Source organism: Kitasatospora sp. NPDC088861 (assembly GCF_044750105.1).
Taxonomy (GTDB): Bacteria; Actinomycetota; Actinomycetes; order Streptomycetales; family Streptomycetaceae; genus Kitasatospora.
In genome coordinates this window covers 36,425-61,344 of record NZ_JBIVJF010000010.1, presented here as the reverse complement: position 1 = coordinate 61,344, position 24,920 = coordinate 36,425, and the positions used below count along the sequence as shown (strand labels likewise).

The 24,920-nt window shown below is 72.0% G+C and carries 25 protein-coding genes; 3 read left to right on the top strand and 22 right to left on the bottom strand.

The window, feature by feature from the left end; translation table 11 throughout:
• Positions 1–8: 8 nt before the first annotated feature.
• The 18 genes from ACIP37_RS18930 to arc all read right to left on the bottom strand — a co-directional run bounded on the left by ACIP37_RS18930 (position 9) and on the right by arc (position 17,846).
• Complete coding sequence (locus ACIP37_RS18930) at positions 9–1,463, bottom strand: NAD(P)/FAD-dependent oxidoreductase (protein WP_400803728.1); 1,455 nt, start codon at positions 1,461–1,463, stop codon at positions 9–11.
• On the bottom strand, positions 1,444–1,758 hold the full coding sequence (locus ACIP37_RS18925; RefSeq protein WP_400803731.1) for a (2Fe-2S)-binding protein: 315 nt from the start codon (positions 1,756–1,758) through the stop codon (positions 1,444–1,446). Before ACIP37_RS18925 ends, ACIP37_RS18930 begins: the two co-directional genes overlap by 20 nt.
• Before the next feature lie 132 nt (positions 1,759–1,890).
• Positions 1,891–3,060 (bottom strand): FAD-dependent oxidoreductase, encoded by a 1,170-nt coding sequence (locus ACIP37_RS18920; RefSeq protein ID WP_363583884.1) that lies wholly within the window; start codon positions 3,058–3,060, stop codon positions 1,891–1,893.
• A 163-nt stretch (positions 3,061–3,223) separates the two neighbouring features.
• Complete coding sequence (gene tatC / locus ACIP37_RS18915) at positions 3,224–4,165, bottom strand: twin-arginine translocase subunit TatC (protein ID WP_363618122.1); 942 nt, start codon at positions 4,163–4,165, stop codon at positions 3,224–3,226.
• Positions 4,166–4,241: 76 nt separating this feature from the next.
• Complete coding sequence (gene tatA, locus ACIP37_RS18910) at positions 4,242–4,559, bottom strand: Sec-independent protein translocase subunit TatA (RefSeq protein ID WP_363583888.1); 318 nt, start codon at positions 4,557–4,559, stop codon at positions 4,242–4,244.
• Between the two features lie 285 nt (positions 4,560–4,844).
• Entirely contained in the window at positions 4,845–5,021 is a 177-nt protein-coding gene (locus ACIP37_RS18905; protein WP_360230298.1) for a hypothetical protein, read from the bottom strand.
• A 54-nt stretch (positions 5,022–5,075) separates the two neighbouring features.
• Complete coding sequence (locus ACIP37_RS18900; protein WP_063346907.1) at positions 5,076–5,306, bottom strand: hypothetical protein; 231 nt, start codon at positions 5,304–5,306, stop codon at positions 5,076–5,078.
• 3 nt (positions 5,307–5,309) lie between these two features.
• Positions 5,310–6,257: a helix-turn-helix transcriptional regulator gene (locus tag ACIP37_RS18895; RefSeq protein ID WP_400803837.1), complete on the bottom strand. Its 948-nt coding sequence runs from the start codon at positions 6,255–6,257 to the stop codon at positions 5,310–5,312.
• A gap of 26 nt (positions 6,258–6,283) precedes the next feature.
• Positions 6,284–7,276, bottom strand: coding sequence for a WYL domain-containing protein (locus ACIP37_RS18890; RefSeq protein ID WP_363627443.1), 993 nt, complete (start codon positions 7,274–7,276; stop codon positions 6,284–6,286).
• Positions 7,277–7,441: 165 nt separating this feature from the next.
• Positions 7,442–7,849: an FKBP-type peptidyl-prolyl cis-trans isomerase gene (locus ACIP37_RS18885; RefSeq protein WP_400329704.1), complete on the bottom strand. Its 408-nt coding sequence runs from the start codon at positions 7,847–7,849 to the stop codon at positions 7,442–7,444.
• Between the two features lie 139 nt (positions 7,850–7,988).
• Entirely contained in the window at positions 7,989–9,299 is a 1,311-nt protein-coding gene (locus tag ACIP37_RS18880; RefSeq protein WP_363583894.1) for an FKBP-type peptidyl-prolyl cis-trans isomerase, read from the bottom strand.
• 246 nt (positions 9,300–9,545) lie between these two features.
• A complete protein-coding gene (locus ACIP37_RS18875; protein ID WP_363618118.1) occupies positions 9,546–10,532 on the bottom strand; it encodes an FKBP-type peptidyl-prolyl cis-trans isomerase in 987 nt (328 codons plus the stop codon).
• Positions 10,533–10,668: 136 nt separating this feature from the next.
• Complete coding sequence (gene pafA / locus ACIP37_RS18870) at positions 10,669–12,030, bottom strand: Pup--protein ligase (RefSeq protein ID WP_363583898.1); 1,362 nt, start codon at positions 12,028–12,030, stop codon at positions 10,669–10,671.
• Between the two features lie 121 nt (positions 12,031–12,151).
• The gene (gene prcA, locus ACIP37_RS18865; RefSeq protein ID WP_363583900.1) at positions 12,152–12,907 is read right to left on the bottom strand and encodes a proteasome subunit alpha; all 756 of its coding nucleotides are present in this window, start codon (positions 12,905–12,907) and stop codon (positions 12,152–12,154) included.
• 31 nt (positions 12,908–12,938) lie between these two features.
• Positions 12,939–13,781: a proteasome subunit beta gene (gene prcB / locus ACIP37_RS18860; protein WP_363583902.1), complete on the bottom strand. Its 843-nt coding sequence runs from the start codon at positions 13,779–13,781 to the stop codon at positions 12,939–12,941.
• Between the two features lie 163 nt (positions 13,782–13,944).
• Complete coding sequence (locus ACIP37_RS18855) at positions 13,945–14,163, bottom strand: ubiquitin-like protein Pup (protein WP_031069167.1); 219 nt, start codon at positions 14,161–14,163, stop codon at positions 13,945–13,947.
• Positions 14,164–14,337: 174 nt separating this feature from the next.
• Complete coding sequence (gene dop, locus ACIP37_RS18850) at positions 14,338–15,849, bottom strand: depupylase/deamidase Dop (protein ID WP_208869055.1); 1,512 nt, start codon at positions 15,847–15,849, stop codon at positions 14,338–14,340.
• 230 nt (positions 15,850–16,079) lie between these two features.
• The gene (gene arc, locus ACIP37_RS18845; RefSeq protein WP_363583904.1) at positions 16,080–17,846 is read right to left on the bottom strand and encodes a proteasome ATPase; all 1,767 of its coding nucleotides are present in this window, start codon (positions 17,844–17,846) and stop codon (positions 16,080–16,082) included.
• Between the two features lie 283 nt (positions 17,847–18,129).
• On the opposite strand from arc, the gene ACIP37_RS18840 reads away from it, so the two are divergent.
• Complete coding sequence (locus ACIP37_RS18840) at positions 18,130–18,435, top strand: ferredoxin (protein ID WP_363583906.1); 306 nt, start codon at positions 18,130–18,132, stop codon at positions 18,433–18,435.
• Between the two features lie 13 nt (positions 18,436–18,448).
• Here the strand turns inward: ACIP37_RS18840 and ACIP37_RS18835 are convergent, their stop codons facing one another.
• From ACIP37_RS18835 to ACIP37_RS18825, 3 genes are all read right to left on the bottom strand, one after another.
• Positions 18,449–19,054, bottom strand: coding sequence for a hypothetical protein (locus ACIP37_RS18835; RefSeq protein WP_363583908.1), 606 nt, complete (start codon positions 19,052–19,054; stop codon positions 18,449–18,451).
• 125 nt (positions 19,055–19,179) lie between these two features.
• Entirely contained in the window at positions 19,180–20,139 is a 960-nt protein-coding gene (locus ACIP37_RS18830; protein WP_350877994.1) for a tRNA (adenine-N1)-methyltransferase, read from the bottom strand.
• 45 nt (positions 20,140–20,184) lie between these two features.
• Positions 20,185–21,405 carry a site-2 protease family protein gene (locus ACIP37_RS18825; protein WP_363583910.1) on the bottom strand — a complete coding sequence of 407 codons (1,221 nt, stop codon included), beginning with the start codon at positions 21,403–21,405 and terminating at the stop codon, positions 20,185–20,187.
• Positions 21,406–21,573: 168 nt separating this feature from the next.
• Here ACIP37_RS18825 and ACIP37_RS18820 point away from each other — a divergent pair, with 168 nt between their 5' ends.
• Both ACIP37_RS18820 and ACIP37_RS18815 read left to right on the top strand, forming a co-directional pair.
• Positions 21,574–22,482: a RecB family exonuclease gene (locus tag ACIP37_RS18820; protein WP_363583912.1), complete on the top strand. Its 909-nt coding sequence runs from the start codon at positions 21,574–21,576 to the stop codon at positions 22,480–22,482.
• Positions 22,482–23,153 (top strand): response regulator transcription factor, encoded by a 672-nt coding sequence (locus ACIP37_RS18815; protein WP_063346919.1) that lies wholly within the window; start codon positions 22,482–22,484, stop codon positions 23,151–23,153. Before ACIP37_RS18820 ends, ACIP37_RS18815 begins: the two co-directional genes overlap by 1 nt.
• An 88-nt stretch (positions 23,154–23,241) precedes the next feature.
• Here ACIP37_RS18815 and ACIP37_RS18810 read toward each other — a convergent pair whose 3' ends face one another.
• The gene (locus tag ACIP37_RS18810) at positions 23,242–24,861 is read right to left on the bottom strand and encodes an ABC transporter substrate-binding protein (RefSeq protein ID WP_363583914.1); all 1,620 of its coding nucleotides are present in this window, start codon (positions 24,859–24,861) and stop codon (positions 23,242–23,244) included.
• Positions 24,862–24,920 lie beyond the last annotated feature (59 nt).

Genomic DNA, 24,920 nt, shown 5'->3' with positions numbered 1-24,920 from the left:
GACGGACCTCAGGCCGTGTCGGCGTCCTCGCCGGACGACCCGGACGACCCGGACGGCCCGGCCGCCAGCTGCGACAGCGGCACCGGGCAGGCCAGCGGCCGCCGGTCCGGCACCGGCTCACCCGAGCCGGCCAGGCAGGCCACGGCCGGACCGCACATCCGGCCCTGGCACCAGCCCATCCCGGCCCGGGTGAGCAGCTTGACGGTGCGCGGATCGCCCGCGCCCAGCTCGTCCACGGCCTCCCGGATCGCCGAGACCGGCACCTCCTCGCACCGGCAGACGTCGGTGTCCGGGCGCAGCCAGCCGGTCCAGCCGGGGCCGGGCCGGTGGGCCGCGGCCATCAGGTCGGCGAAGTTCCGCAGCCGGGCCCGGCTGCGCAACAGTGCGGGCTTCGGCACCCGGTCGGCCACGGCGTGCGCGGCCAGTTCGCCCTCCACGATCGCGAGGTCCGCGCCGCCGACGCCGTTGGTCTCCCCCGCCGACCAGAGGCCGGGCACGGTGGTGCGCAGCCGGGCGTCGACCCGGAGCCCGACGGCGCCGTCCGGGGCGGTCCTGGTGGCCGCGCCCAGTTCGGTGGCCAGGTCGATCTGTGGCAGCAGCCCGTGGCCCACGGCGACGGCGTCGCAGGTGATCCGGCGTTCGGTGCCGGGCACCGGCCGCCAGTCGGTGTCCAGCCGGGCCACCGTGACGGCGGTGACCCGCTCGGTCCCGTGCGCCTCGACGACGGCACTGCGCGGGCGCAGCCGTACGCCGTGCCGCAGCAGCGTGCTCCCGTGCCCGGCGCCCTCGACGAGCTTGGCGGGGACGGCCGCCAGGGCGCCGGGGCGCCGGGCGTAGCCGAGGTAGTCGGTGGCCTCGACGACCGCGGGCACCTCGGCCCCGGCGGTGACCAGCGAGGACGCCGCCGCGAGCAGCAGCGGCCCGCTGCCGGCCACCACGATCCGCCTCCCGGGCAGCACCAGCCCGGCCTTGAGCATCGCCTGCGCGCCGCCCGCGGTGACCACCCCGGGCAGGGTCCAGCCGGGGAACGGCAGCTGGCGCTCGTACGCACCGGTGGCGAGCAGCACGGACGCGGCCGGGACGGTGGCCCGGTCGGTGGCCTCCGGGCCGCGCGTGACGTGTACGGCGAAGCCGTCGCCGGTCCGCTCCAGCGCCCACACCTGGTGGCCGCCGAGGAAGCGGACCCGCCCGGCCCGCTCGTGCGCGGCGAGCCGGTCGGCCAGTCCGGTGTAGACGGACCAGCCGTGGTGGAGCCGGTCCGGGCGGGCGGCGCCGAGGCCGGGGGCGGGGTGCCGGTAGTACTGCCCGCCGGTGCTGTGGCCGGCGTCCAGCAGGACGCAGCGCAGCCCGAGGTCGGCGGCGGTCACGGCGGCCGCGAGCCCGGCCGGGCCGGCGCCGATCACCGCGAGGTCGGGGCGTCGGGCCGCTTCGGCGGCGGCCCGGTCAGACGGCGAGGTCGGCACGGCCGTGGCCCTCCTGGGTGGTGACGGTGGTGCCGGGTTCGGCGGGGAGCAGGCAGGTGCGCTGGTTGGGGCGGCCGTCGACGGTGGCCAGGCAGTCGAAGCAGGCGCCGATGCCGCAGAACACCCCCCGCGACCGGCCGCCGACCCGGGTGGTGCGCCAGGCGAGCACGCCGTCGGCCCAGAGCGCGGCGGCGATCGACTGTCCGGGCAGGGCCGGGACGGGTCGGCCGTCGAACTCGATGTGGTGGGCGGGGCCGGGTTCGGCCCGGACCAGGTCGGCGGGGGTGCGGCGCATCGGCGGCTTCTCCGTTCCGGGGTTGGTCGACGGACGAGGGCGGTCTACACGACAGGGGCGGTCGACACGGCGGGGGCGGTCGACGAACGAGCGTGGTCGGCAGGCGGACAGCGGTGGTCGAGGAGCCCGGGCTCAGGCCCCGGCGTCCGACGGGAAGCGGTCCGGGCGGAACGGCGCGAGGTCCAGTTCCGGCTGCTTGCCGGTCAGTTGCTCGCTGATCAGCAGGCCGGTCGCCGGAGCCAACCCGATGCCGGCGCCCTCGTGCCCGCAGGCGTGGTAGAGCCCGGGCACCCTGGGGTCCTCGCCGATGGCGGGCAGGTGGTCCGGCAGGTACGGACGGAAGCCCCGGTAGGTGCGCATCACGGTGACGTCCGCGAGCACCGGGAAGAGCGCCGCGGCCTGGGCGGCGAGCCGCCGCAGTACCTCCTGGGAGAGGGTGCGGTCGAAGCCGACCCGTTCGCGGCTGGCGCCGATCAGCACGGGCCCGCCGGGGGTGCCCTCGACCACGGCGGAGGTCTGGAGCCCGGCCGAGCCGCTGGCGACGTCGGCGACGTAGTCGGCGGCGTAGACCTTGTGCCGGACGATCCGCGGCAGCGGCTCGGTGACCAGGACGAAGCCGCGGCGGGGCATCACCGGCAGGTGCACCCCGGCCAGCCCGGCCAGTTCGCCGCCCCAGGTGCCGGTCGCGTTGACGACGGCGGGGGCGTCGAGTCGGCGGCGGTCGGTCCGCACGCCGCGCACGGCGCCGTCCGGCCCCCGGTGCACGGCGGTCACGGTCTCGCCGGTGATCAGCTCGGCGCCCATCCGGCGGGCCTCGCGCAGCAGGTGGGCGGCGGCGAGGGCGGGCTGGACCTGGGCGTCCTGCGGGTAGTGGAAGCCGCCGGCGAGGCCGGGGGCGAGGTGCGGCTCCAGCTCGTGCAGCCGCTCGGCGGGGATCTCCTCGGCGGTGACGCCGGCGGCGGCCTGGCCGACGGCGAAGGCCCGCAGGGCGTCCTGCCCGGCCGGGGTGGAGGCGATCACCACGCCGCCCTTGGGCTCGTACTCGACGGCCGCGCCGAGGTGTTCGGCGAGGTCGTGCCAGAGCCGGGTGCTGAGCAGGGCGAGGTCGAGTTCGGGCCCGGGCTCCTTGTCGGAGACCAGCAGGTTGCCCTCGCCGGCGCCGGTGGTGCCGCCGGCCACCGGCCCGCGGTCGACGACGGCGACGGTGAGCCCGGCGCGGGCCGCGTAGTAGGCGCAGGCGGCGCCGACCACGCCGGCGCCGACCACGACGACATCCAGGGGAGGTCTCTGGGTCTTGAGCACGTCAGTAATATGTCACATGCCATCCACCCTGCCAAGACCACCCGCCGAATCCCGCACCGGGCCGGAGCAGCACAAAAGCCCGGGCTCACCGGGCCGGAGCAGCGCAAAGGCCCCGGCCCACCGCGTCGGGCGGCGGGCCGGGGCCTCAGGGTGCGCTACCGGCTCAGGTGATGTCGTCGATCTGCTCGTGACGGGCCGCCGGCACCGGGGCGCCCGCCGTCGGCGCGGCCGAGGCCTGGACCATCTCCGTACCGGCCACCGGCTGCACCGAGAGGTCCAGCTCCGAGGCCTCCTCGTCGCTCAGTCCGGCATCGGGGTCGCGGCGCTCCTTGCGCCTGTCGTTGAAGATCGCGATGCCCACCGCGAGGAAGTACAGCGCCCAGATCGGCGCGGCCAGCGTGAGCATGCTCACCGGATCGGCGCTCGGGGTGGCGAAGGCGGCGAAGACCGTGATGCCCATGACCATGCCGCGCCACCAGCCGAGCAGCCGCTTGCCGGTGACCATGCCGACCATGTTCATCATCACCAGCAGCAGCGGGAACTCGAAGGCCAGGCCGAAGACCAGCACCATCCGGGTGGCGATGTCGAGGTAGTCCTCGGGCGGCAGGATCGGCGTGGTCTTGTCCGGGGTGAACGAGATCAGCACGTCGACGGTGGTCGGCAGCACCAGGATGGCGCAGCCCACGCCGGCCAGGAAGAGCGGCGCCCCGCACAGCATGAAGATGACGGCGTACTTCTTCTCGTGCCGGTGCAGACCGGGTGCCACGAAGGCCCAGACCTGGTAGAGCCAGACCGGCACGGTCGCGACCACACCGGCCGTCAGTGACACCTTGAGCATCCAGGTGAAACCGGCGGTCAGACCGATGTTGGAGACCTGGGCGCACTTGCCCTTGAAGTGGTCGGCAGTCTCCACGGTGCAGCGCGGCAGCGGCTCCAGCAGGAAGTTCTCGATCTGCCTGTGGTAGATCGCCGCCACGATGGTGATCAGCACGATCGCCAGGACCGACTTGACCACGCGGTTGCGCAGTTCCCGCAGGTGGTCGGTGAGGGCCATCCGCCCCTCAGGATCCTTGGACGCCTTCGACGCCTTGGAGAGCTTGCTCAACCCCGGTCCTCAACTCGTGCGTCGAGGCCCGCCGGTCGACGGGCCTCCGTGGTCGCGTTCGTCACGTGCGCCGCACTCAGTGCGGGCGGTCGCCGTCGGCCGCGGACGGCCCGGCGGCGGGCTCGGCCACCGGGCGGGCGGTGCCCGAGGCACCCGGAGCGGCCTGGATGGTCCTGGCCGCGGTCGTCGCCGAACCGCCGTCGACCCGGGGCGCCGGAGGCGGCGTCGCGGCGGCGTCCTCCTCGGCGCCGTCCGAGCGCATGGCCTTGGCCTCGCTCTTCAGGATCCGCATCGACTGCCCGAGCGAGCGAGCCAGGTCGGGCAGCCGCTTGGCGCCGAACAGCAGGACGGCGAAAATCACGACCACCACGATCGCGGTCATCGAGATGCGCATTGCGCGACCACCTTCACTCATGGCGACCCGTCGGGCCCCCCGCCGCGGATGGTAACCGCTGCGGATGACGCCACGACGACGGCCGCCCGAACAGGACAGCGGCCCCGGTTCGCAGTTCAGGAGCCATCTGCAGGAGCCATCTGAGAGCGTAACCCGCCCCCGCCTCCCCGCAGCAGCCCCCGTACCACCGACGGCCCTCCTGTGCTACCGAACGGGCGCTACCGGACAGGCGCTACCGGACAGCCTGCCCGGCGGGGCGCCACCGGAAGGGCGCCACGGACGGCCCTACCGAGCCGGTACGGCCTCCGCCAGCTCCCCCGCCGCCTCGGCCAGCGCCCGCGAGGCCGCGTCCACGCCCTTGGCCAGCGCCCGCACGTCCAGCCAGAGCCGGATCGCGAGCACCCCGAGGACCAGCAGGCCCGCGGTGGCGAGCAGGACGGCGGCGACGAGCATCCAGGACATGCGCCCCACTCTATCGGGCCCGGCCCCCCGGCCTGGTCCGGAGGAGAGCGCCCGCTACCCCTCGGCCGGGACGAGCCGCATGGTGCGCACCCCGGCCCCGACGAGCGCCGCGACGATCTTCTCCCCGGCCGGCTTGCGCACCGCCGCCCCGCAGAGCGGGCAGCCGAAGCTGTAGTGCGCCTGGGCCGGGGTGCGACCGAGGGTCAGCCGGAACTCCTCCGCCGGGAGCTCGACCTTCTCCCGGCACTCGGAGCAGTACACCTTGAATCTGGTCCCGGGCTCCACCGATCAGACCCGCCCCTCCCCGTCGGCGACGGTCTGCTCCCCGTAAGCGGCCAGCGCCTCCAGGGCGGCCGCGCGGGCCTGCCCGGCCAGCCCGGGCGGCGAGACGATCCGGCCGTCCCGGCCCAGCCGCAGCGCCAGCGGGCGCAGCTGGGAGGGATCGGCGCTGCGCAGGGTGATCCGCAGCCCGCCGTCGCGCAGTTCCTCGGCCCGGTCGTGGGTGTAGTACTCGGCCACCCAGCGTCCGCCGGAGGTGACCTCGACGACCACCTCGGGGTCGTCCGCGGACGGGTTGACCAGCCCGCCGCTCAGGTCGCGCGGCTCGCGCCGCGGCGGGTCGGCGGGGACGTCCAGCACCCGGATCTCGGCGACCCGGTCCAGCCGGAACATCCGGTGGTCCTCGGAGGTGCGGCACCAGGCCTCGAGGTAGGTGTGGCCCTCGGTGAGCAGCCGGATCGGGTCGACCTCGCGCTCGGTCATCCCGCCGCGCCCGTGCGAGTAGTAGCGCAGCCACAGGCGGCGCCCCTCGCTGAGCGCGCGGTCGATGTCGGCGAACACGTGGCCCTCCGCCTCGAAGGTCACGCCGACCCGGGCGCTGCCGGCGGCGCTCTCGCCCGCCGCGTTCTCGATCTTGACGACGGCCCGGGTGAGCGCCTCCCGGTCGCCGGCCCGCAGGCCGGGCAGCCCGGCCACCGCACGGGCGGCGACCAGCAGCGCGGTGGCCTCGTCGGCGGCGAGGCGCAGCGGCTGGGCCACGTCGTCGACGTTGTGCCACCAGATCCGCTCGCCGTCGGTGTCGATGTCGAGCAGGTCGCCGCCGCGGAAGCTGGTGCCGCACATCGGCAGCACGTTGAGGTCCCCGATCAGCTCGCGCTCGGAGATCCCGAACGCGCGGGCCACCTCGGCCACCTCGGCGCCGGGGCGCTCGCGCAGGTAGGTGACCAGCGACAGCATCCGCCGCGTCTGGTCGATCGCGTTGCTCACGCCTGAACCCCTCCGCTTCCGTTCACCACGTCCAGCCCGGCCACGGCCCGCAGCCGGTCGATCACGTCGGCCCGCAGCTCCTCGGGCCCGAGCACCAGCACGTCCGGCCCGAACTCGGCGAGGTCGGCGCCCAGCCCGTTGCCGTACGGGATCTCCAGCTCGTCCCAGCCGTCGTCCACCCGCGCGCTGCTCAGCGCCTTGGTGCGCAGCGGGAAGCCCGCTCCCCGGCGGACCCGGACGGTGGCGGTGGCGGTGGCGCCCTCGCCCGCGAACTTGGCGACGGTCGCGCGGACGTCGACGTGCTCGGGCACGGTGCCGAGGAAGGCGCCGGTCCTGGCCCGGACCTTGCCGGTGATCCGGCCGAGCCGGAACACCCGGGCGTCGCCGCGGTCGCGGTCCCACCCGGCCAGGTACCAGTGCCCGCGCCAGCACTCCAGCGCCCACGGCTCGACGGTGCGCAGCTCGCCGGCGGCGGCGCCGGCCTTGCGGTACTCGAAGCCGACCGGACGGCGGTCCCGGGCGGCGGTGAGCAGCGGCTCGAACGCGGCCTCCCGGGCGGGGATGCGCGGCTCCAGGGCGGTCCGGCCCTCGGGCTCGGCGAACGGCACCCCGGCGGCGCGCAGCTTCTGCAGCGCGCCGCTGGCCGCGCCGGACATCTTGGCCTGCTGCCAGACCCGGGCGGCCAGGGTCAGCGCGGCCGCCTCCTCGGCGTCCAGCGCGATCTCGGGCAGCCGGTTGCGGTCGGCGCGGGCCAGGTAGCCGAGCTCGCCGTCCAGGGCGCTCTCGTCGACGTCGATCACCAGGCCGAGTTCGCGCAGGTCGTCCTTGTCCCGCTCGAACATCCGGTTGAAGGCGTCCTCGCTGCTGTTCTGCCAGGCCTCGCGGTACGCCTCGATGGATTCCCGCAGCTCCTTCTTGGAGAGCGGACGTCTGGTGTTCATCAGGCACAGGGCGAGATTCATCAGCCGCTCTGCCTTGGCGATCGCCATCGCTGACCCTTCCGGTGTGCCGCGCCGTGCGCGGGGTGCGCCAACCGGGCGATCACCACCCGGCGGGACCGACCGTACCGGTAGCGGTACGCACGGCAAAAGCGGCCTCCCGAAACGCCCGTGGGCCGGGCCCCCGGAGGGGTCCGGCCCACGGCCGCGGCAGGCTCAGACGCCCAGCAGGTCGACCACGAAGATCAGGGTCGAGCCCGCCGGGATCAGCGGGGTCGGCGACTGGTTGCCGTACGCCAGGTGCGACGGGATGGTCAGCTCGCGGCGACCGCCGACCTTCATGCCGACGACGCCCTGGTCCCAGCCCTTGATGACGCGGCCGCCGCCCAGCGGGAAGCGGAACTCGTTCGGGGTCCGGTTCCAGCTCGCATCGAACTCCTCGCCGGTCTCGAAGGTCACGCCGACGTAGCGGACCTTGACGTTGTGGCCCGGCTTGGCCTCCTCGCCGTCACCGACGACGATGTCGCGGATCTGCAGGTCCGCCGGGGCGTCGCCGATCGGGAAGTCGATCTCGGGCTTCTCGTTGAGGTTGACGCTCACAGTCCCTCTTCTCACGTTTCGCATTGCAGTCACGACCAAGCGGCGGGCGCCCGCACCCCCGGTCCGTTCCCGGACCACGGTACGGGCGCCCACCGCCCGGGGTGGTCCGGCCACGCGGCCGGACCTGAAGGTCACACGCACACCATTGTCACCCGAAAGTGGATCAGCCCTGACCGGCGTCCAGAATGTCCACCACGAAGACCAGCGGCGCGCCCGGCGGGATGTCGCCCTGGCCCTTGTCGCCGTAGGCCAGCGCGGCCGGGATCACCAGCTCCACCCGGCTGCCGACGGTCTGGCCCACCAGCCCCTGGTCCCAGCCCTGGATGACCTGGCCACCGCCGACCGGGAAGGAGAACGCCTGGCCCTTGCTGAGCGAGGAGTCGAACATCTTGCCGTCCTTGAACAGCGCGCCGGTGTACTGGACGACGACCTTCTCGCCCTTCTCCACCGCCGGCCCGGTGCCCTTGATCAGGACGTGCGACTTCAGCTCGGTCGGGTCCTTCGCGCCGGCCACCGGGGTGATCTCGGCCGGCTTCTTGCCGTTGTCCTTGACCTGCGGGAAGTCCGCGGGCGGCGGCGTGACGGTGCCGCTCACCACGGCGTCGGGCGCGTTGGCGTTGCGGATGTCGATCACGAAGATCAGGTCGTCCTTCGCCCCGATCGACATGTCGGCCTTGCCCTGGGAGCCGAACGCGGCGGCCGGCGGGGCCACCACGAGGACCCGGCTGCCGGCCTTCTTCCCGACCACGGCCTGGTCCAGCGCCGGGATCAGCGCGTCGGTGCCGGCCTGGAAGATCTGCGGCTTGCCGTTGTTGTCGTACGAGCTCGGGATGTCCTTGCCGGTGGTCCAGTCCTTGGCGGTGTAGTCCACCGAGGTCCAGGAGTTCTTGTCCACCTTGGGGCCGGTGCCCTCGGTCAGCACCTTCACCACGAAGGAGCCGTCGGAGGCCTCGCCCGGCACCTGGATCTCGGCCTTCTTGCCGAAGTCACCGGTGACGGTGGGCAGCACCTTGGCGCTGTCCTTGATCGGCGGCACCGGGTCGGCGGTCGGCGTGGGCGGCGCGCTCTTGGCGGCGTCCGGCTTGGCGGCGGTGTCCGACTTGCCGTCCTTGTTCACCAGGTACAGCGTCACGGCACTGCCGGCCAGCAGCACGGCCAGCACCGTGCCGAGGATCACGCCCAGCCGGCCCACCCCGGGCGGGTTCTCGTCGTACCCGGCCTCCGAGGTGTCGCCCCGACGCACGGTGGAGGCGAAGATCTGCGGGGTGTCGTCCGTCTTGGTCCCGCCCGAGGCGCGCGGCTGCTCGCCGGGCTGCGCCCAGCCGGCCTGCTGCTTCAGGATCGACGGCGGGACGACGATCGACTCGCCGTCCCCCGGGAGCGGGCCGCCGGGACGCGAGGCGGCCGGGTCACCCGCAGAGCTGTCGTTCGCCGCGGTGCCGGCCCCGCCCGGGCTCGGCGTCTTCTCAGTCATGACTCCCCATCCATCTCGCCACGAGGTCTTCCAGGTCTGCGACCGGCGTGCTGACTGCCGGTCTGCCGTCGCACCGTCCGCCCCGGACCTCGACGCCGGGCGGCGCCTGCCACAGTGCGAGGGCAGTATGACAGCTCAGGATGAGGGCGGACGCTTCGTTGTACGAGCGTCCGCCCAAGCGTACGGAATCCCAGGGGGGACTTCCTAGAGCGTGTCCGCCCTAAACCGCTTCCCTGAGCCGCTTCCCTAAACCGCTTCCAGAACGTCGATCACGAAGACCAGCGTCGAGTTGGGCGGCACCGAGCCCTGCGCCTGGTCCTTGTAGCCGAGCCCGGGCGGCACCACGAGCAGGATCCGGCTGCCGACGGTCTGGCCGACCAGCGCCTTGTCCCAGCCCTCGATCACGCTGCCGGTGCCGATCTGCACCGCCTGCGCGCCCCCGTGCGTCCAGGAGGAGTCGAACTGCTGGCCGTTGTTCCAGAGCACCCCGGTGTACTGCACCACCAGGGTCTGCCCGCTCTTGACCTGCTTGCCCTCGCCCTTGATCAGCACCGCCTGCTCCAGGTCGGTGGGCGCGGCCTGCCCGGTCGGCACGGTGATCGTCACCGGGGCCTTGCCGTTGTCCTTGACCTGCGGCATCGTCGCCGGCGGCGGGGTCATGGCGCCGGTCAGCGTGGAGTCCTGCGGCAGGCTCTCCATGATGTCCAGGACGAACACCACCGTGTCGCCCTTGTTGACGCCGAGCTGGGTGCTGCCCTGCTCGCCGAAGGCCGCCGCCGGCGGGGCGACCACCAGCAGCCGGCTGCCGACCTTCTTGCCGATCACGCTCTGGTCCAGCGCCGGCACGAGCTGTCCGCTGCCGGCCTGGTAGAGCTGCGGCTTCCCGCTCGGGTCGTACGAGCTGGGCAGGTCCTTGCCGGTGGTCCAGTCCTTCGCCGTGTAGTTGACCGTCACCCAGTCGCCCTTGTTGACCGTCGACCGCTCGCCCTCGCTGACGGTGTTCACCACGAACTGGCCGCCGGGCTGGCCCTCCGGGAGGGTGATGGTGGCCTTGCTGCCGAAACCGCCCTCCGAGAGCGTGGGCATCGGCGACGCCTCGCCGACCGGTGCGGGCACCGTCGGAGGCGCGCTCGCCGCGGACGGAGTCGCCGGGCCGGCCGCCTTGGGCGAACTGCCGCAGGCGACCGCCAGCAGCAGGGGCAGGGTGAGTAGCAAACCGGCGGTGCGGCGCACGGTGGTCCTAACTGTCGATCGAGGTCGGCTCTCCTGACTTCGACGGACAGCGTATGCCCGGACGGCGTCCGGCCCCGGTAGACACCACCGGGGCCGGACACCGCCTTGATCACAAACCTGGGATCCCCTGCGGGGCTCACATCCCGGCGATCAGCTTCTCCACCCGCTCGTCCACCGAGCGGAACGGGTCCTTGCAGAGCACCGTGCGCTGCGCCTGGTCGTTCAGCTTCAGGTGCACCCAGTCCACCGTGAAGTCCCGGCGCTGCTCCTGCGCCCGGCGGATGAAGTCCCCGCGCAGCCGGGCCCGGGTGGTCTGCGGCGGGATGGACTTGGCCTCGAAGGTCTTGAGGTCGGTGGTCACCCGCTTCGCCTGGCCCTTGCCCTGGAGCAGGTAGAACAGGCCGCGCCGGCGGTGGATGTCGTGGTACGCCAGGTCGATCTGGGCCACCCGCGGGTTGGACATGCTCATCTGGTGCTTCTCGCGGTAGCGCTCGATGAGCTTGTACTTCATGATCCAGTCGATCTCGGTGGCCACCTCGTCCAGGTTCTCGGTGCGGACGGCCTCCAGGGTCCGGCCCCACAGTTCGAGCACCTGGCCGATGGTGCCGGTGTTGATGCCCTTGCGGTCGGCGAACTCCAGCGCCTTGGTGTAGTACTCCTCCTGGATGTCCAGCGCGCTGGCCTCGCGCCCGTTGGCGAGCCGCACCTGGTGGGTGCCGGTGAGGTCGTGGCTGACCTCGCGGATCGCCCGGATCGGGTTCTCCAGGGTGAGGTCGCGCATCACCACGCCGGCCTCGATCAGCCGCAGCACCAGGTCGGTGGCGCCGACCTTGAGCAGCGTCGTGGTCTCCGACATGTTGGAGTCGCCGACGATCACGTGCAGCCGGCGGTAGCGCTCGGCGTCCGCGTGCGGCTCGTCGCGGGTGTTGATGATCGGGCGGGAGCGGGTGGTGGCGGAGCTGACGCCCTCCCAGATGTGCTCGGCGCGCTGGCTGACGCAGTAGACCGCGCCGCGCGGGGTCTGCAGCACCTTGCCGGCGCCGCAGATCAGCTGGCGGGTCACCAGGAAGGGGATCAGCACGTCGGCCAGCCGGGAGAACTCGCCGTGCCGGGCCACCAGGTAGTTCTCGTGGCAGCCGTAGGAGTTGCCGGCCGAGTCGGTGTTGTTCTTGAACAGGTAGACGTCCCCCGCGATGCCCTCCTCGTGCAGCCGCCGCTCGGCGTCGACCAGGAGCCCTTCGAGGATCCGCTCGCCCGCCTTGTCGTGCGTCACCAGCTCGACCACGTCGTCGCACTCGGGGGTGGCGTACTCGGGGTGGGAGCCGACGTCGAGGTACAGCCGGGCGCCGTTGCGCAGGAAGACGTTGCTGCTGCGGCCCCAGGAGACGACCCGGCGGAACAAGTACCGCGCCACCTCGTCCGGCGACAGCCTGCGCTGCCCGCGGAACGTGCAGGTCACGCCGTACTCGTTCTCCAGCCCGAAAATCCGGCGGTCCATGAGCACTCCATTCTGTGTCGGAGCTGTCCGAAACCGCCTCCACGACGACTGGGCCGCCGCAGGGGCACCGGAGTCCCGTACGGCCTCCGTCCGGCCGCCGTACGGGACTCCGCAGGCACTGCTACTCCGGCGCGGTGTCCGCCGGGTCGTCCTCGTCGTCCGACTCGGCGGACTGGTCGCCGTCGAGCAGCCGGGCGAGCTGGTTGCCCAGGATGCGCTTGAACTTGCGCTGCTGGAACCGCTGGCGGTCGAGGACGGCCACCTCCAGCTGCTCCGGGGTGAGGGCGCGCGGGCTGCCGCCGTTGGGGTCGCGGGCGAGCGAGTCCACGGCGGCCCGGACCACCTCGGTGAGGCTCATCCCGGCCCGGTGGCGCTGGCCCAGGTAGTTGCCGATCGAGTCGGCGTTGCCGCCGACCACGACGTAGTTCTTCTCGTCGACGATCGAGCCGTCCGGGGTGAGGCGGTAGATCTGGTCCTCGTCCGCGGTGCGGCCGACCTCGGCCACGATCAGCTCGACCTCGTAGGGCTTCTCGCCGACCGAGGAGAAGATGGTGCCGAGCGTCTGGGCGTAGACGTTGGCCAGGCCCCGGGCGGTGACGTCGGCCCGGTCGTAGGAGTAGCCGCGCAGGTCGGCGTAGCGGACGCCGCCGATGCGCAGGTTCTCGAACTCGTTGTAGCGGCCGACCGCCGCGAAGGCGATCTTGTCGTAGATCTCGGAGACCTTGTGAAGCGCTCTGGAGGTGTTCTCCGCGACGAAGACGATGCCGTCGGCGTAGGTGAGCACGACCACGCTGCGGCCGCGCGCGATGCCCTTGCGGGCGTACTCCGCGCGGTCCGCCATGGCCTGCTGGGGCGAGACGTAGAACGGTGTCGACACCGGCGGTCGTCCCTTTCCTGAGAGGTGATGGCTAGAGCAGCGGGGCCTGCGGGCCGTTGGGGTGCGAGCGGCGCTCGTCGGTGATCGCGACCGCGATCTCGGTGACCTCCGCGTCGGTGAGCCGGCGGAAGCCGTCCTCGGTGATCAGCGAGACGATCGGGAAGATCTTGCGGGCGAGGTCGGGGCCGCCGGTGGCGGAGTCGTCGTCGGCCGCGTCGTACAGCGCCTGGACGACGAGCATGGCGGCCTGGTCGGCCGTCAGGCCGTCGCGGTAGAGCTTCTTCATCGAGCCGCGGGCGAAGACCGAGCCCGAGCCGGTGGCGGCGAAGCCGCGCTCCTCGGAACGCCCGCCGGTGACGTCGTAGTTGAAGATCCGGCCGCGGCCGAGGTCCAGGTCGTAGCCGGCGAACAGCGGGACGACCGCCAGGCCCTGCATCGCCATGCCCAGGTTGCCCCGGATCATCGCGGTGAGCCGGTTGGCCTTGCCCTCCAGCGAGAGCACCGCGCCCTCGATCTTCTCGTAGTGCTCCAGCTCCAGTTGGAACAGCCGGACCATCTCGATGGCGAGGCCTGCGGTGCCGGCGATGCCGACCGCGCTGTACTCGTCGGCCGGGAACACCTTCTCCATGTCGCGCTGGGCGATCACGTTGCCCATCGTCGCCCGGCGGTCACCGGCGATCACCACGCCGCCGTCGAACACCGCGGCCACGATGGTGGTCCCGTGCGGGGCGTCGACCACGGCCCCCGCGGGGAGCCCGCGGTGGCCGGGGATCAGCTCCGGCCGGTGCTCGGCGAGGAAGTCCACGAAGGAGGAGGACCCCGGGGTCAGGAAGGCAGCCGGTAGACGCCCGGTGCCACGAGTGTTGGCTTCCACACGATTCCTTCCAGGTAGCTTGAAGCTCGCGTTGCCCGCACCCTACCCGCCCGACGATCACTGTCCACGCGCGCAGGGGGCCGGTGCCGGACGGCCGGGCGGCCCTCGCCGCCCGACCGCCCTCGACGGTCACGACCGTGAATTCCCGAATACCGGGGACGGGCTATTGCCCGCCCTTCTGCACGAATCCGCGGACGAAATCTTCCGCATTCGACTCCAGGACCTCGTCGATTTCGTCCAGCACCGCGTCGACGTCGTCGCTCAGCTTTTCCTGGCGTTCCTTGAGGTCGTCGGAATTCTGGGTTTCCGCGGCCTGCTCCTCGACCTCCTCGGAGGAGCGGTTCGCCCGCTGCTGGCCGCCGCCGGTGTCCTTGCTCGCCATTTCCCTCACCCCGCTCGATTCTTCTGGCACGGTTTGGTCGTTGCTTGCTGCACCGACCCTATACACAAGGTGCGACTGCCGCTCCCGGTTTGCCGGTGGCGCTTCCTGTCCAACACCCGCTGCCACCCCGGATGATTCCCATTCGGCGGACGTTCACCCATGGTGATCGAAAAGTTACCCGCCGGAGAGGACCCGTAGCAGGTCCTCCGCGGTGCGACAGCGGTCCAGCAGCTCCTTGACGTGGTTGCGGGTGCCCCGCAGCGGCTCCAGCGTGGGCACCCGCTGCAACGAGTCCCGGCCCGGCAGGTCGAAGATCACCGAGTCCCAGGAGGCCGCGGCGACGTGGTCGGCGTACTGCTCCAGGCAGCGCCCGCGGAAGTACGCCCGGGTGTCCTCCGGGGGCTTGGAGACGGCCCGCTCGACCTCCGCCTCGGTCACCAGCCGCTCGAACCGGCCGCGGGCCACCAGCCGGTTGTAGAGGCCCTTGTCGGGCCGCACGTCGCTGTACTGGAGGTCGACCAGGTGCAGCCGCGGGTTCTCCCACCCCAGGGCGTCCCGGCTGCGGTAGCCCTCCAGGATCTCCCGCTTGGCGATCCAGTCCAGTTGCCTGGAGAGCGACATCGGATCGCGCTCCAGCCGCCCGAGGACGTCCTCCCAGCGGGCCAGCACGTCCAGTGTCTGCTCGTCCGCGTCGGTGCCGAAGCGGTCCTCGACGTACTTGCGGGCCAGCTCGAAGTACTCCAGCTGGAGCTGGACGGCAGTGAGTTTGCGCCCGTTGCGCAGGGTGATCAGGTGCTTGAGCGTGGGGTCGTGGGAGACCCGGTGCAGGGTGCGCACCGGCTGGTCGACGGCGAGGTCGGAGGCGATGAAGGAGTCCTCGATCATCGACAGGACCAGTGAGGTGGTGCCCAGCTTGAGGTAGGTGGAGATCTCGGAGAGGTTGGCGTCCCCGATGATCACGTGCAGCCGGCGGTACTTCTCCGCGTCGGCGTGCGGTTCGTCCCGGGTGTTGATAATCGGGCGCTTGAGCGTGGTCTCCAGGCCGACCTCGACCTCGAAGTAGTCGGCCCGCTGGCTGATCTGGAAGCCGTGCGTCGAGCCGTCCTGGCCGATGCCGACCCGGCCGGCACCGGTGACCACCTGGCGGGAGACGAAGAACGGGGTGAGGTGGCGGACGATGTCGGCGAACGGCGTCGCCCGCTTCATCAGGTAGTTCTCGTGGGTGCCGTAGGAGGCGCCCTTGTTGTCGGTGTTGTTCTTGTACAGGTGGATGTTCTGCCCGTTGGGCAGTTCCAGCGCGCGCTGCGCGGCGGCGGCCATGATCCGCTCGCCGGCCTTGTCCCAGAGCACGGCGTCGCGCGGGTTGGTGACCTCGGGCGAGCTGTACTCGGGGTGCGCGTGGTCCACGTAGAACCGGGCCCCGTTGGTGAGGATGACGTTGGCCAGGCCGATGTCCTCGTCGGTCAGCTGGCTGGCGTCCGCCACCTCGCGCGCCAGGTCGAAGCCCCGGGCGTCACGCAGCGGGTTCTCCTCCTCGAAGTCCCAGCGGGCCCGCCGCGCCCGGTGCATCGCCGCCGCGTACGCGTTGACGATCTGGGACGAGGTGAGCATGGCGTTGGCGTTGGGGTGCCCGGGCACGGAGATCCCGTACTCGGTCTCGATGCCCATCACGCGCCGTACGGTCATGCGGCCCTCCTTGCCCGGTGCGCCGCCCCCCACGGGCGGAGCACGCCGACGTACCGCTGAACAACACCGGCGCCGGCGTTCTGCCCGCGATCGGTGGGTCGAGCCTAGAACCCGGCGCCGACGGGCGGACCCCGAGACGCGCCGTCCGGCTGCGGGGCCGCGAGGCGCCACAGCCGGACGGGGTGCGTGCTGTTCCGGGGACCGCCGGGCGGCCCGGTCTCACCGCGTGCTTACAGGTACTGCCCCGTGTTGGCGACAGTGTCGATCGAGCGGCCGGACTCGGCGCCCTGCTTGCCGGTGACCAGCGTGCGGATGAAGACGATCCGCTCGCCCTTCTTGCCGGAGATGCGGGCCCAGTCGTCCGGGTTGGTGGTGTTCGGCAGGTCCTCGTTCTCCTTGAACTCGTCCACGCAGGCGGCGAGCAGGTGGGAGACGCGCAGACCGCGCTGACCGTGGTCGAGGAAGTCCTTGATGGCCATCTTCTTCGCGCGGTCGACGATGTTCTGGATCATGGCGCCGGAGTTGAAGTCCTTGAAGTACAGGACCTCCTTGTCACCGTTGGCGTAGGTGACCTCCAGGAAGCGGTTCTCCTCGGTCTCGGAGTACATCCGCTCCACGACCGACTGGATCATCGCGGCCACCGTGGTGCCCAGGGAGCCGTCGTGCTCCTTGAGGTCGTCCGGGTGGAACGGCAGCGACTCCTTGAGGTACTTGGAGAAGATGTCCTTCGCGGCCTCGGCGTCCGGGCGCTCGATCTTGATCTTGACGTCCAGGCGGCCGGGCCGCAGGATCGCCGGGTCGATCATGTCCTCGCGGTTCGAGGCGCCGATGACGATGACGTTCTCCAGGCCCTCCACACCGTCGATCTCGGCGAGCAGCTGCGGGACGATGGTGTTCTCCACGTCCGAGCTGACGCCGGAACCGCGGGTGCGGAACAGCGACTCCATCTCGTCGAAGAAGACGATGACGGGCGTGCCCTCGCTCGCCTTCTCCCGGGCCCGCTGGAAGACCAGGCGGATCTGCCGCTCGGTCTCGCCCACGTACTTGTTGAGCAGTTCGGGGCCCTTGATGTTGAGGAAGTAGCTCTTCCCCTGGGGGCGTCCGGTGACCTCGGCGACCTTCTTGGCCAGCGAGTTGGCGACCGCCTTGGCGATCAGCGTCTTGCCGCAGCCGGGCGGGCCGTAGAGCAGCACGCCCTTGGGCGGACGCAGCTCGTACTCCTTGAAGAGGTCGGCGTGCAGGTAGGGCAGCTCGACCGCGTCCCGGATCAGCTCGATCTGGTTGCTCAGTCCGCCGATCTGGCGGTAGTCGATGTCCGGGACCTCTTCGAGGACCAGCTCCTCGACCTCGGACTTCGGCACGACCTCGTACACGTAGCCGGAGCGGGGCTCCAGCAGCAGGGCGTCCCCCGCCCGGACGGTGAGCTCGCGCAGCGGTTCGGCGAGGCGCACCACCCGCTCCTCGTCGGTGTGGCCGACGACCAGGGCGCGTTCGCCGTCCTCGAGGATCTCCTTGAGGGTGACGATCTCGCCGATGCGCTCGAAGGCCATCGCGTCCACGATGTTGAGGGCCTCGTTGAGCATCACTTCCTGGCCGCGCCGCAGTTCGTCGAGGGCGACGTTGGGGCTGACGTTCACGCGGAGCTTGCGCCCCCCGGTGAAGATGTCGGCGGTGCCGTCCTCGTTGGCCTCGAGGAAGGTGCCGAACCCGGCCGGGGGCTGTGCCAGCCGGTCCACTTCCTCCTTGAGGGCCACGATCTGGTCGCGGGCCTCTCGCAGGGTGGAGGCGAGCCGTTCGTTCTGGGCGGACACTCCGGCCAGGTTGGTCTGGAGCTCGACGATCCGCTCTTCGAGGATCCTCGAATTGCGCGGCGAGTCGGCGAGCTTGCGGCGCAGCACAGCGATTTCCTGCTCAAGGAACGAGACCTGAGCGGCCTCGTCGGAACCACGAGCGGGCCTGCCGGTGCTGCGGTTGTAGTCGTCATCGTGGGCTGCCACGGTCCTCACCTCCTCCGGGGAGCTGGACGCTTCCAGACCCTACCTGGGACCAGGGGTCCGTAAACCCCTAGATCAAGAAAGATGGAACGGGCGTGTCCGATCTTCGCCCCAGCGTGCTTCCCCTCTGCTAAGGGGATACCCACCGCTCACCACCCAAAGCGGGCCAGATGTATCGTCGAGCGAAGTGATATCCGATCGCGACCGGGCGCCTGGGTCCGATCGTTGTACGAATGGCGGGATTGCCCCGGAAAAGGGCGACCCGGGACAGAAACGGCAGGGGACCATGTCGGTAACCGAGCAGACGGCCGCGGCGGCCGAACAGCTGGAGGTGTGGATCGACCAGGATCTGTGCACCGGCGACGGCATCTGCGTGCAGTACGCACCCGAGGTCTTCGAGCTGGACATCGACGGCCTCGCCTACGTGAAGGGGCCGGACGACGAGCTGCGCCAGCAGCCCGGGGAGACCGCCCCGGTGCCGCTGACGATCCTTCAGGACGTGGTGGACTCGGCGAAGGAGTGCCCCGGCGACTGCATCCACGTGCGCCGGGTCACCGACCGGGTCGAGGTGTACGGGCCGGACGCGGACTGACGCGTCCTCCCCCTCAGGTCTGGCTGACCGGGGCGGCGGTCTGGGAACGTTCCCAGCCGCCGCCCTTGCGCATCCAGGTGAGGTCGAGTGAGATGTCGGGACGGAAGCGCGGCACCTCGTCGCTCGAATACCCCTGCGCGTGGCCGGTGATGGCGCCGTCGGAGCGCAGCGCGAGCCGGCCGAGGGTGAGGTTCTCGCGCTCGGAGAGGAGCGTGGCCAGCACCACCGGGCGGTCGCCGGGGCCGAAACCGAGCAGGTAGACGGCGTCCGGCGGGGTGCCGTTCTCGGCCGCGCAGTGCGCGGCGACGACCGTGCCGGGCCGTCCGTCGCCCAGGTCGGCCGGCATGCTGATGGCCGTCGCGACCGGGAACGGGCCGCAGTCGAGCGGAAGTTGGGCCTTGGCCGGGTCGGGGGCGGCACTCGCCCCGAGGGCCTTGGGAGTGCCGTGGACGGGCACCGGGGTGCCGGTGGCGGGGCTGGCGGCGAGGGCCGCGGCCACCACCGCGCCGCAGCCGGCCAGGGCCAGGGCCCAGTGCCAGGGGGCGGTGCGCGCGTGCCCGGGCCCGGTGCGGCCCCGCGGTGTCTGCTGTCCAGCCGTCGTCCCGACCGCGGTCTCCACCAGGCGTCCCCTCCAGTGCTCCCAGGAGCTGGTCTGCGTGCGCGAGCATCGTCCCACACGCCGGCGGCCGGAATGCCGAGGGGTGGCACGAGCAGGCTCGTACCACCCCTGGGAAGCGATCCCGGTCAGCCCAGGTCGGGCTGCTCGGTCTCGACGGCGCGGGCGGCGGCACGGGCCGCGGCGCGCTCCTGGAGGCTCGGCTCCGAGCCCCCGTTGTCGTAGTCCTCGCCGTACGCGCCCTTGGCCGGGCGGCGGCGGCGCAGCGGCGGCTCGACGCCGTCGGCGAGGCGGCGGGCGGTGAGCAGGAAGCCGGTGTGGCCGATCATCCGGTGGTCCGGGCGGACGGCCAGGCCCTCCAGGTGCCAGGTGCGGACCATGGTCTCCCAGGCCTGCGGCTCGGTGAAGGTGCCGTGGTCGCGCAGTGCCTCGACGGTCTTGGACATCTGCGTGGTGGTGGCCACGTAGCAGCAGATCAGGCCGCCGGGGACGAGCGCCTTGGAGGCGACGTCCAGGCACTCCCAGGGGGCGAGCATGTCGAGGATGACGCGGTCGACGTCGGCCTCGACCAGGTTGTCCTGGAGGTCTCCGACGGTGAGCTTCCACGCCGGGTGCGGCCCGCCGAAGTAGCGCTCGACGTTGCCCTTGGCGATGTCGGCGAAGTCCTGCCGGCGCTCGTACGAGGCCAGCATGCCGGTGTCGCCGACGGCGCGCAGCAGGTAGGTGGAGAGCGCGCCCGAGCCGACACCGGCCTCGACGACGCGGGCGCCGGCGAAGATGTCGGCCATGGCCAGGATCTGCCCCGCGTCCTTGGGGTAGATCACGGCGGCGCCGCGCGGCATGGACAGGACGTAGTCGGGGAGCAGGGGGCGCAGCGCGAGGTACGGGACGTTCCCCGTGGTGCGCACGACCGTGCCCTCGGGGGCGCCGATCAGCTCGTCGTGCGGGAACGCACCCTTGTGGGTGTGGAACTGGTTCCCGGCCTGGAGCGTGAACGTGTAGTGGCGGCCCTTGGGGTCGGTCAGCTGGACCTGGTCCCCGACCTGGAAGGGCCCGCGTCGGCGGGTGGCACCGGTCGGTTCGGACATGCGGTCAATCCTAAGGGAAGCGGACGGTCCGCCCGACCAGAGTGATCACCGGCCGGCGACGGCGGCGGTGAGGCGCTGCTCGATGTCGGTGAGCGCGGCCACGCCGAACACCCGGCCGTCCGCCTCGACCACCAGGTACTCCCCGGCCGGGGTGGCCTGGACGGCGCGCAGCAGGTCCTCGCCGCCGAGGTCGGCGTCCAGCCGAAGGCCGGGTTCGAGGTCGCGGGCGAGCGGGCCGACGGCGACCCACGGGCGGCGGTGCTCGGGCACCGCGCGGACGGCGGACTCGCGGACGATGCCGATCGGGTCGCCCCGGCCGTCCACCACCACGACCGCGCCGGCCTGGGCCTCGCGGGCCCGGCGCAGCGCCTCGCCGAGCGGGGTGTCGGCGGTGACCTCGACGGTCCGGCGGGCGAACTCGCGCAGCCGCAGGCCGGGCAGCACCTCCTTGAGCCGGGCGTTGCGCAGGCTCCCGGTGGCGCCGTTCCAGATGATCGCGGCGAGGACGGCGGCCAGCACCGCGTCCACCAGGGTGTCGGTCGTGGTGCGTTCGATCCCGCGGGCGGCGCTGAACAGCGGCAGGCCGACCAGCACCGCGACGGCCAGCGCCCGGCCGACCCAGGCGGCGGCGACCGTGCCGGTCATCGCCTTGCCGCTGATCGCCCAGACGACCGCGCGCAGCATCCGGCCGCCGTCCAGCGGCAGGCCGGGCAGCAGGTTGAACGCGGCGACCACCAGGTTGGAGACCATCAGCCCGGTGAGCAGCACCCCGGGCACCGTGGAGAGCTCCACGGCCTGCATCGCGAGGTAGAACACGCCGCCGAGCACCAGCGAGAGCAGCGGGCCGACGAAGGCCAGCCAGAACTCGCGCCACGGGCTCTCGGCCTCGTTCTCGATCTCCGAGACGCCGCCGAAGAACTGGAGCTGGATCCGCCGTACACCGAGCCTGTAGCGCAGCGCGACCAGGGTGTGAGCGAGCTCGTGCACCAGGACGGAGGCGTAGAAGGCGACCGCGAAGAAGAACGCGAGCAGGTAGCGGGCGGCGCCGAGGTCCGGCAGGACGTCGCCGAGCTGGCCGCCGAACACCCAGGTGATCAGCGCGGCGATGACGAACCAGGAGGGGGTCACGTAGATGGGCACGCCGAAGGGGCGGCCCACCAGGAGGCCGCTGCCGCGCTCGGGCGGCCGGGGCGGTCGCCCTGCCGGGCGGCCGCCGTCGTCCTGCGGTGGCTGGTCGGAGGTCTGCTGCCCCCTGCTGTCGCTCACCGTGATCCCTTCGGTCGTCTGCCCCGTCGTGCCCCGGTGCGCCCACGCTACGTGATCGCGGCCCTCCGGTGGCGTGCGGCCCTCTGTCAGGCTTCATACCCACTGTGCCGCGCGGTGTGGCAGCACCGTGGCAGCAGGATGACAGCGAAGGGCAATAGGGTCGGAGGCATGCAGCAGACCGACACCACCAGCGCCGCCGGGGCCCCGGCGCGCCCGGCGGCGCCCCCGACCGGCCTGTCCCCGTCCCGGGCGGGGGACTTCCTGACCTGTCCCCTGCTGTACCGGCTGCGGGTGATCGACCGGCTGCCCGAGCCGCCGAGCGCGGCGGCGACCAGGGGCACACTGGTGCACGCGGTGCTGGAGCGGCTCTTCGACAGCCCCGCGACCGATCGGACGCCGGAGCGGGCGCTGGGCCTGCTGCGCCCGCAGTGGGAGCGGCTGCTGGGCGAGCGCCCGGAGCTGGGCTCGCTGTTCCCGGACGATCCGGACGGCGCGGCGCTCGCCCGCTGGCTGGCGGACGCCGAGAAGCTGGTCGGCCAGTGGTTCCGGCTGGAGGACCCGACCCGGCTGCACCCGGTGGAGCGCGAGCTGTACGTGGAGACGGCCCTGGAGTCGGGGCTGCTGCTGCGCGGCTACATCGACCGGGTGGACGTCGCCCCGAGCGGTGAGGTCCGGCTGGTGGACTACAAGACCGGCCGGGCGCCCTCGCGGGACTTCGAGGGCAAGGCGATGTTCCAGATGAAGTTCTACGCGCTCGTGGTGTGGCGCTGGAAGGGTGTCGTCCCCAAGCGGCTCCAGCTGGTCTACCTCGGCGGGGGCGGGGACGTGGTCAGCTACGACCCGGACGAGGCCGACCTGCTCGCGGTGGAGCGCAAGCTGCGGGCGCTCTGGGAGCGGATCACCCACGCGGTGGCCACCGGGGAGTTCCCGGCGACCCGCAACCGCCTCTGCGACTGGTGCGACCACCAGGCCAGTTGCCCGGAGTTCGGCGGCACTCCCCCGCCGTACCCGCTGCCGCTGTCGCGTACGTCTGACGAAGACGATCCCACGGGGGATCAGATGAGCAAGGAGTCCTAGTGACGATCCGAGTGCTGCTGGTCGACGACCAGCCGCTGCTGCGCACCGGTTTCCGGATGATCCTGGAGGCCGAGTCCGACCTGGTCGTGGTCGGCGAGGCCGGCGACGGTCAGCAGGCGCTGGACCAGGTGCGGGCGCTGCAGCCCGACGTGGTGCTGATGGACATCCGGATGCCCAGGATGGACGGCGTCGAGGCGACCCGCAGGATCGCCGGCCCCGGGCGGGACGGCCCGGCCAAGGTGCTGGTGCTGACCACCTTCGACCTGGACGAGTACGTGGTGGAGGCGCTGCGCGCGGGCGCCAGCGGCTTCCTGCTGAAGGACGTCCCGGCGGAGGAACTGGTGCAGGCGATCCGGGTGGTGGCGGACGGCGCGGCGATGCTGGCGCCGAGCATCACCCGCCGGCTGCTGGACATGTACGCCACCAAGCTGCCCTCGGGCGAGGAGGCGCCGCCGCAGGCGCTGAGCGCGCTGACCGAGCGCGAGCTGGAGGTGCTGAAGCTGGTGGCGCGCGGGCTCTCGAACGCGGAGATCGCGGCCGAACTGTTCGTCAGCGAGACCACCGTGAAGACGCACGTCGGCCATGTGCTGACCAAGCTCCAGCTGCGCGACCGGGTGCAGGCGGCGGTGTACGCGTACGAGAGCGGGCTGGTGCGCCCGGGCGCCCTGTAGACCCTGCAGCCGACGGCCCGCCCGCCTTCCCCGTGCACCCTGGGGGAAGGCGGGCGGGCCGCCGTGTTGAGGGGTGTCGTCCGGTCGTCTACTTGCCGGCGCTGCGGCTGATCTCCCAGAAGCGGAACACGCCGGTGGTGTCGATGGTCGACTCGACGCCGATGATGTACGAACGCGACGCGAAGAAGCCCTTGTTCTGGTACAGCGGGATGAGCGGCGCGTTCTCGGCGACGATCTGCTGGATCTGGGCGTAGCCGGCCACCGCGGCGCTGCGGTCGGCCTGCTTGAGGCCGTCCGGCACCAGCTTCTGGCTGATCCTCGGGTCGTCCCAGCCGTGGTGGTAGGCGCCGCCGTCGATGAGCAGCGGGGCGATGTAGTTGTCCGGGTCCGGGTAGTCGGCGAACCAGCCGATGAGGTACGCCTGGTAGCGGCCCTCGGACCAGCCGGCCCGGTACTTGTCCCAGTCCGGCTCCGTCTGGACGGTCACCTGGAACAGGCCGCCGGCCTCCAGCTGCTTCTTCAGGGTCTCGGGCTCGGCGCTGCCGGCCCGCGAGCGCGACCAGGTGAGGGTGAGCTTGACCGGGAGCTGGACCTTGGCGTCGGTGAGGATCTTCTTGGCCTTGCCGCTGTCCTGGTCGCCGTAGCGGTCGAAGAAGGCCGTGGTGTGGCCGGTGACGCCGGCCGGGACCATCGCGTACAGCGGCTGGACGGTCCGGGCGAAGACGTCGCGGGCGAGCGACTTGCGGTCGAGCAGTTGGGCGGCGGCCTGGCGGACGGCGACGTTGCCGGCGACCGGGTCCTTGGTGTTGAAGACCAGCGAGCGGGTGTCGTTGCTGTCGCCCTCGACGACCTGGAGGTCGGTCTTGCCGCCCTGCTGGTCGGAGTGCATCTGGGCGGCGGTGTTCGGGTCCAGGCTGTTGTCGGTGAGGTCGACGTCGCCCTTGTCCAGCGCGGCCTTCAGGTCGGCGGGCTTGTCGAAGTACCGGACGGTGAACTTGCTGTTCCGGAGCTTGGCCTCGCCGTTGTACTTGTCGTTGGGCACCAGGACGACCTTGCCCAGCTGCTTGGCCGTGTCGCCGTTGCCGCCCATGACCTCGACCGTCTCGAAGCGGTACGGGCCGGAGCCGATCAGCTTGTCGTTGGGGACGACCTTGTCGGCCGGGTAGGCCTGGTGGTCGAGGATGGCGCCGGCCGGGCCGGCCAGCTTGGCCGGCAGGGTGGCGTCGGGCGTGGAGAGGTGGAAGATCACCTCGGTGTCGCCCTTGGCCTCGACGCTCCTGATCGAGGAGAGCAGGGGGGCCGCGCCGTTCTGGTCGTTGATCTTCTTGGTGCGCTCGATCGAGAACACCACGTCGGCCGCGGTCAGCGGGTGGCCGTTGGAGAACTTCAGGCCGGTCCGCATGGTGCAGTGGTACTGGGTGGCGTCGCCCGCGGTGAACTCGCAGGACTGCGCGGCGTCCGGGGAGGGGGCGCTGGAGGCGGCCGGGAAGGTGAGCAGCGACTGGAAGGTGTTGCGCAGCAGCAGCCAGGAGCCGGAGTCGTAGGCGGCGGCCGGGTCCAGCACGCCGGTGAGCTGGGTGGTGCCCATGACGATCGCCTTGCCGCCGTCCCCCTTGACGGCGTCGGTGACCGATCCGCAGCCTGCCGCCGTCACGGCGACAAGACCGGCGCAGCCGAGTGCTGCCAGGCGTTCAGCTGAAGTCTTCACGGGGCGCGTCCTTCTGGGTGCGGTCCGACCGGGGCCGGCGGCCCGCGTCGAGGGCGCTC

Bases quoted from the DNA above. Each gene is read 5' to 3' on its own strand.
- ACIP37_RS18925 (WP_400803731.1), bottom strand. From the start codon at position 1,758: ATGCGCCGCACCCCCGCCGACCTGGTCCGGGCCGAACCCGGCCCCGCC.
- tatA (WP_363583888.1), bottom strand. From the start codon at position 4,559: ATGCGCATCTCGATGACCGCGATCGTGGTGGTCGTGATTTTCGCCGTC.
- ACIP37_RS18905 (WP_360230298.1), bottom strand. From the start codon at position 5,021: ATGTCCTGGATGCTCGTCGCCGCCGTCCTGCTCGCCACCGCGGGCCTG.
- ACIP37_RS18895 (WP_400803837.1), bottom strand. From the start codon at position 6,257: ATGCTGTCGCTGGTCACCTACCTGCGCGAGCGCCCCGGCGCCGAGGTG.
- ACIP37_RS18890 (WP_363627443.1), bottom strand. From the start codon at position 7,276: ATGGCGATCGCCAAGGCAGAGCGGCTGATGAATCTCGCCCTGTGCCTG.
- ACIP37_RS18885 (WP_400329704.1), bottom strand. From the start codon at position 7,849: ATGCGAAACGTGAGAAGAGGGACTGTGAGCGTCAACCTCAACGAGAAG.
- ACIP37_RS18880 (WP_363583894.1), bottom strand. From the start codon at position 9,299: ATGACTGAGAAGACGCCGAGCCCGGGCGGGGCCGGCACCGCGGCGAAC.
- pafA (WP_363583898.1), bottom strand. From the start codon at position 12,030: ATGGACCGCCGGATTTTCGGGCTGGAGAACGAGTACGGCGTGACCTGC.
- ACIP37_RS18855 (WP_031069167.1), bottom strand. From the start codon at position 14,163: ATGGCGAGCAAGGACACCGGCGGCGGCCAGCAGCGGGCGAACCGCTCC.
- dop (WP_208869055.1), bottom strand. From the start codon at position 15,849: ATGACCGTACGGCGCGTGATGGGCATCGAGACCGAGTACGGGATCTCC.
- ACIP37_RS18840 (WP_363583906.1), top strand. From the start codon at position 18,130: ATGTCGGTAACCGAGCAGACGGCCGCGGCGGCCGAACAGCTGGAGGTG.
- ACIP37_RS18830 (WP_350877994.1), bottom strand. From the start codon at position 20,139: ATGTCCGAACCGACCGGTGCCACCCGCCGACGCGGGCCCTTCCAGGTC.
- ACIP37_RS18820 (WP_363583912.1), top strand. From the start codon at position 21,574: ATGCAGCAGACCGACACCACCAGCGCCGCCGGGGCCCCGGCGCGCCCG.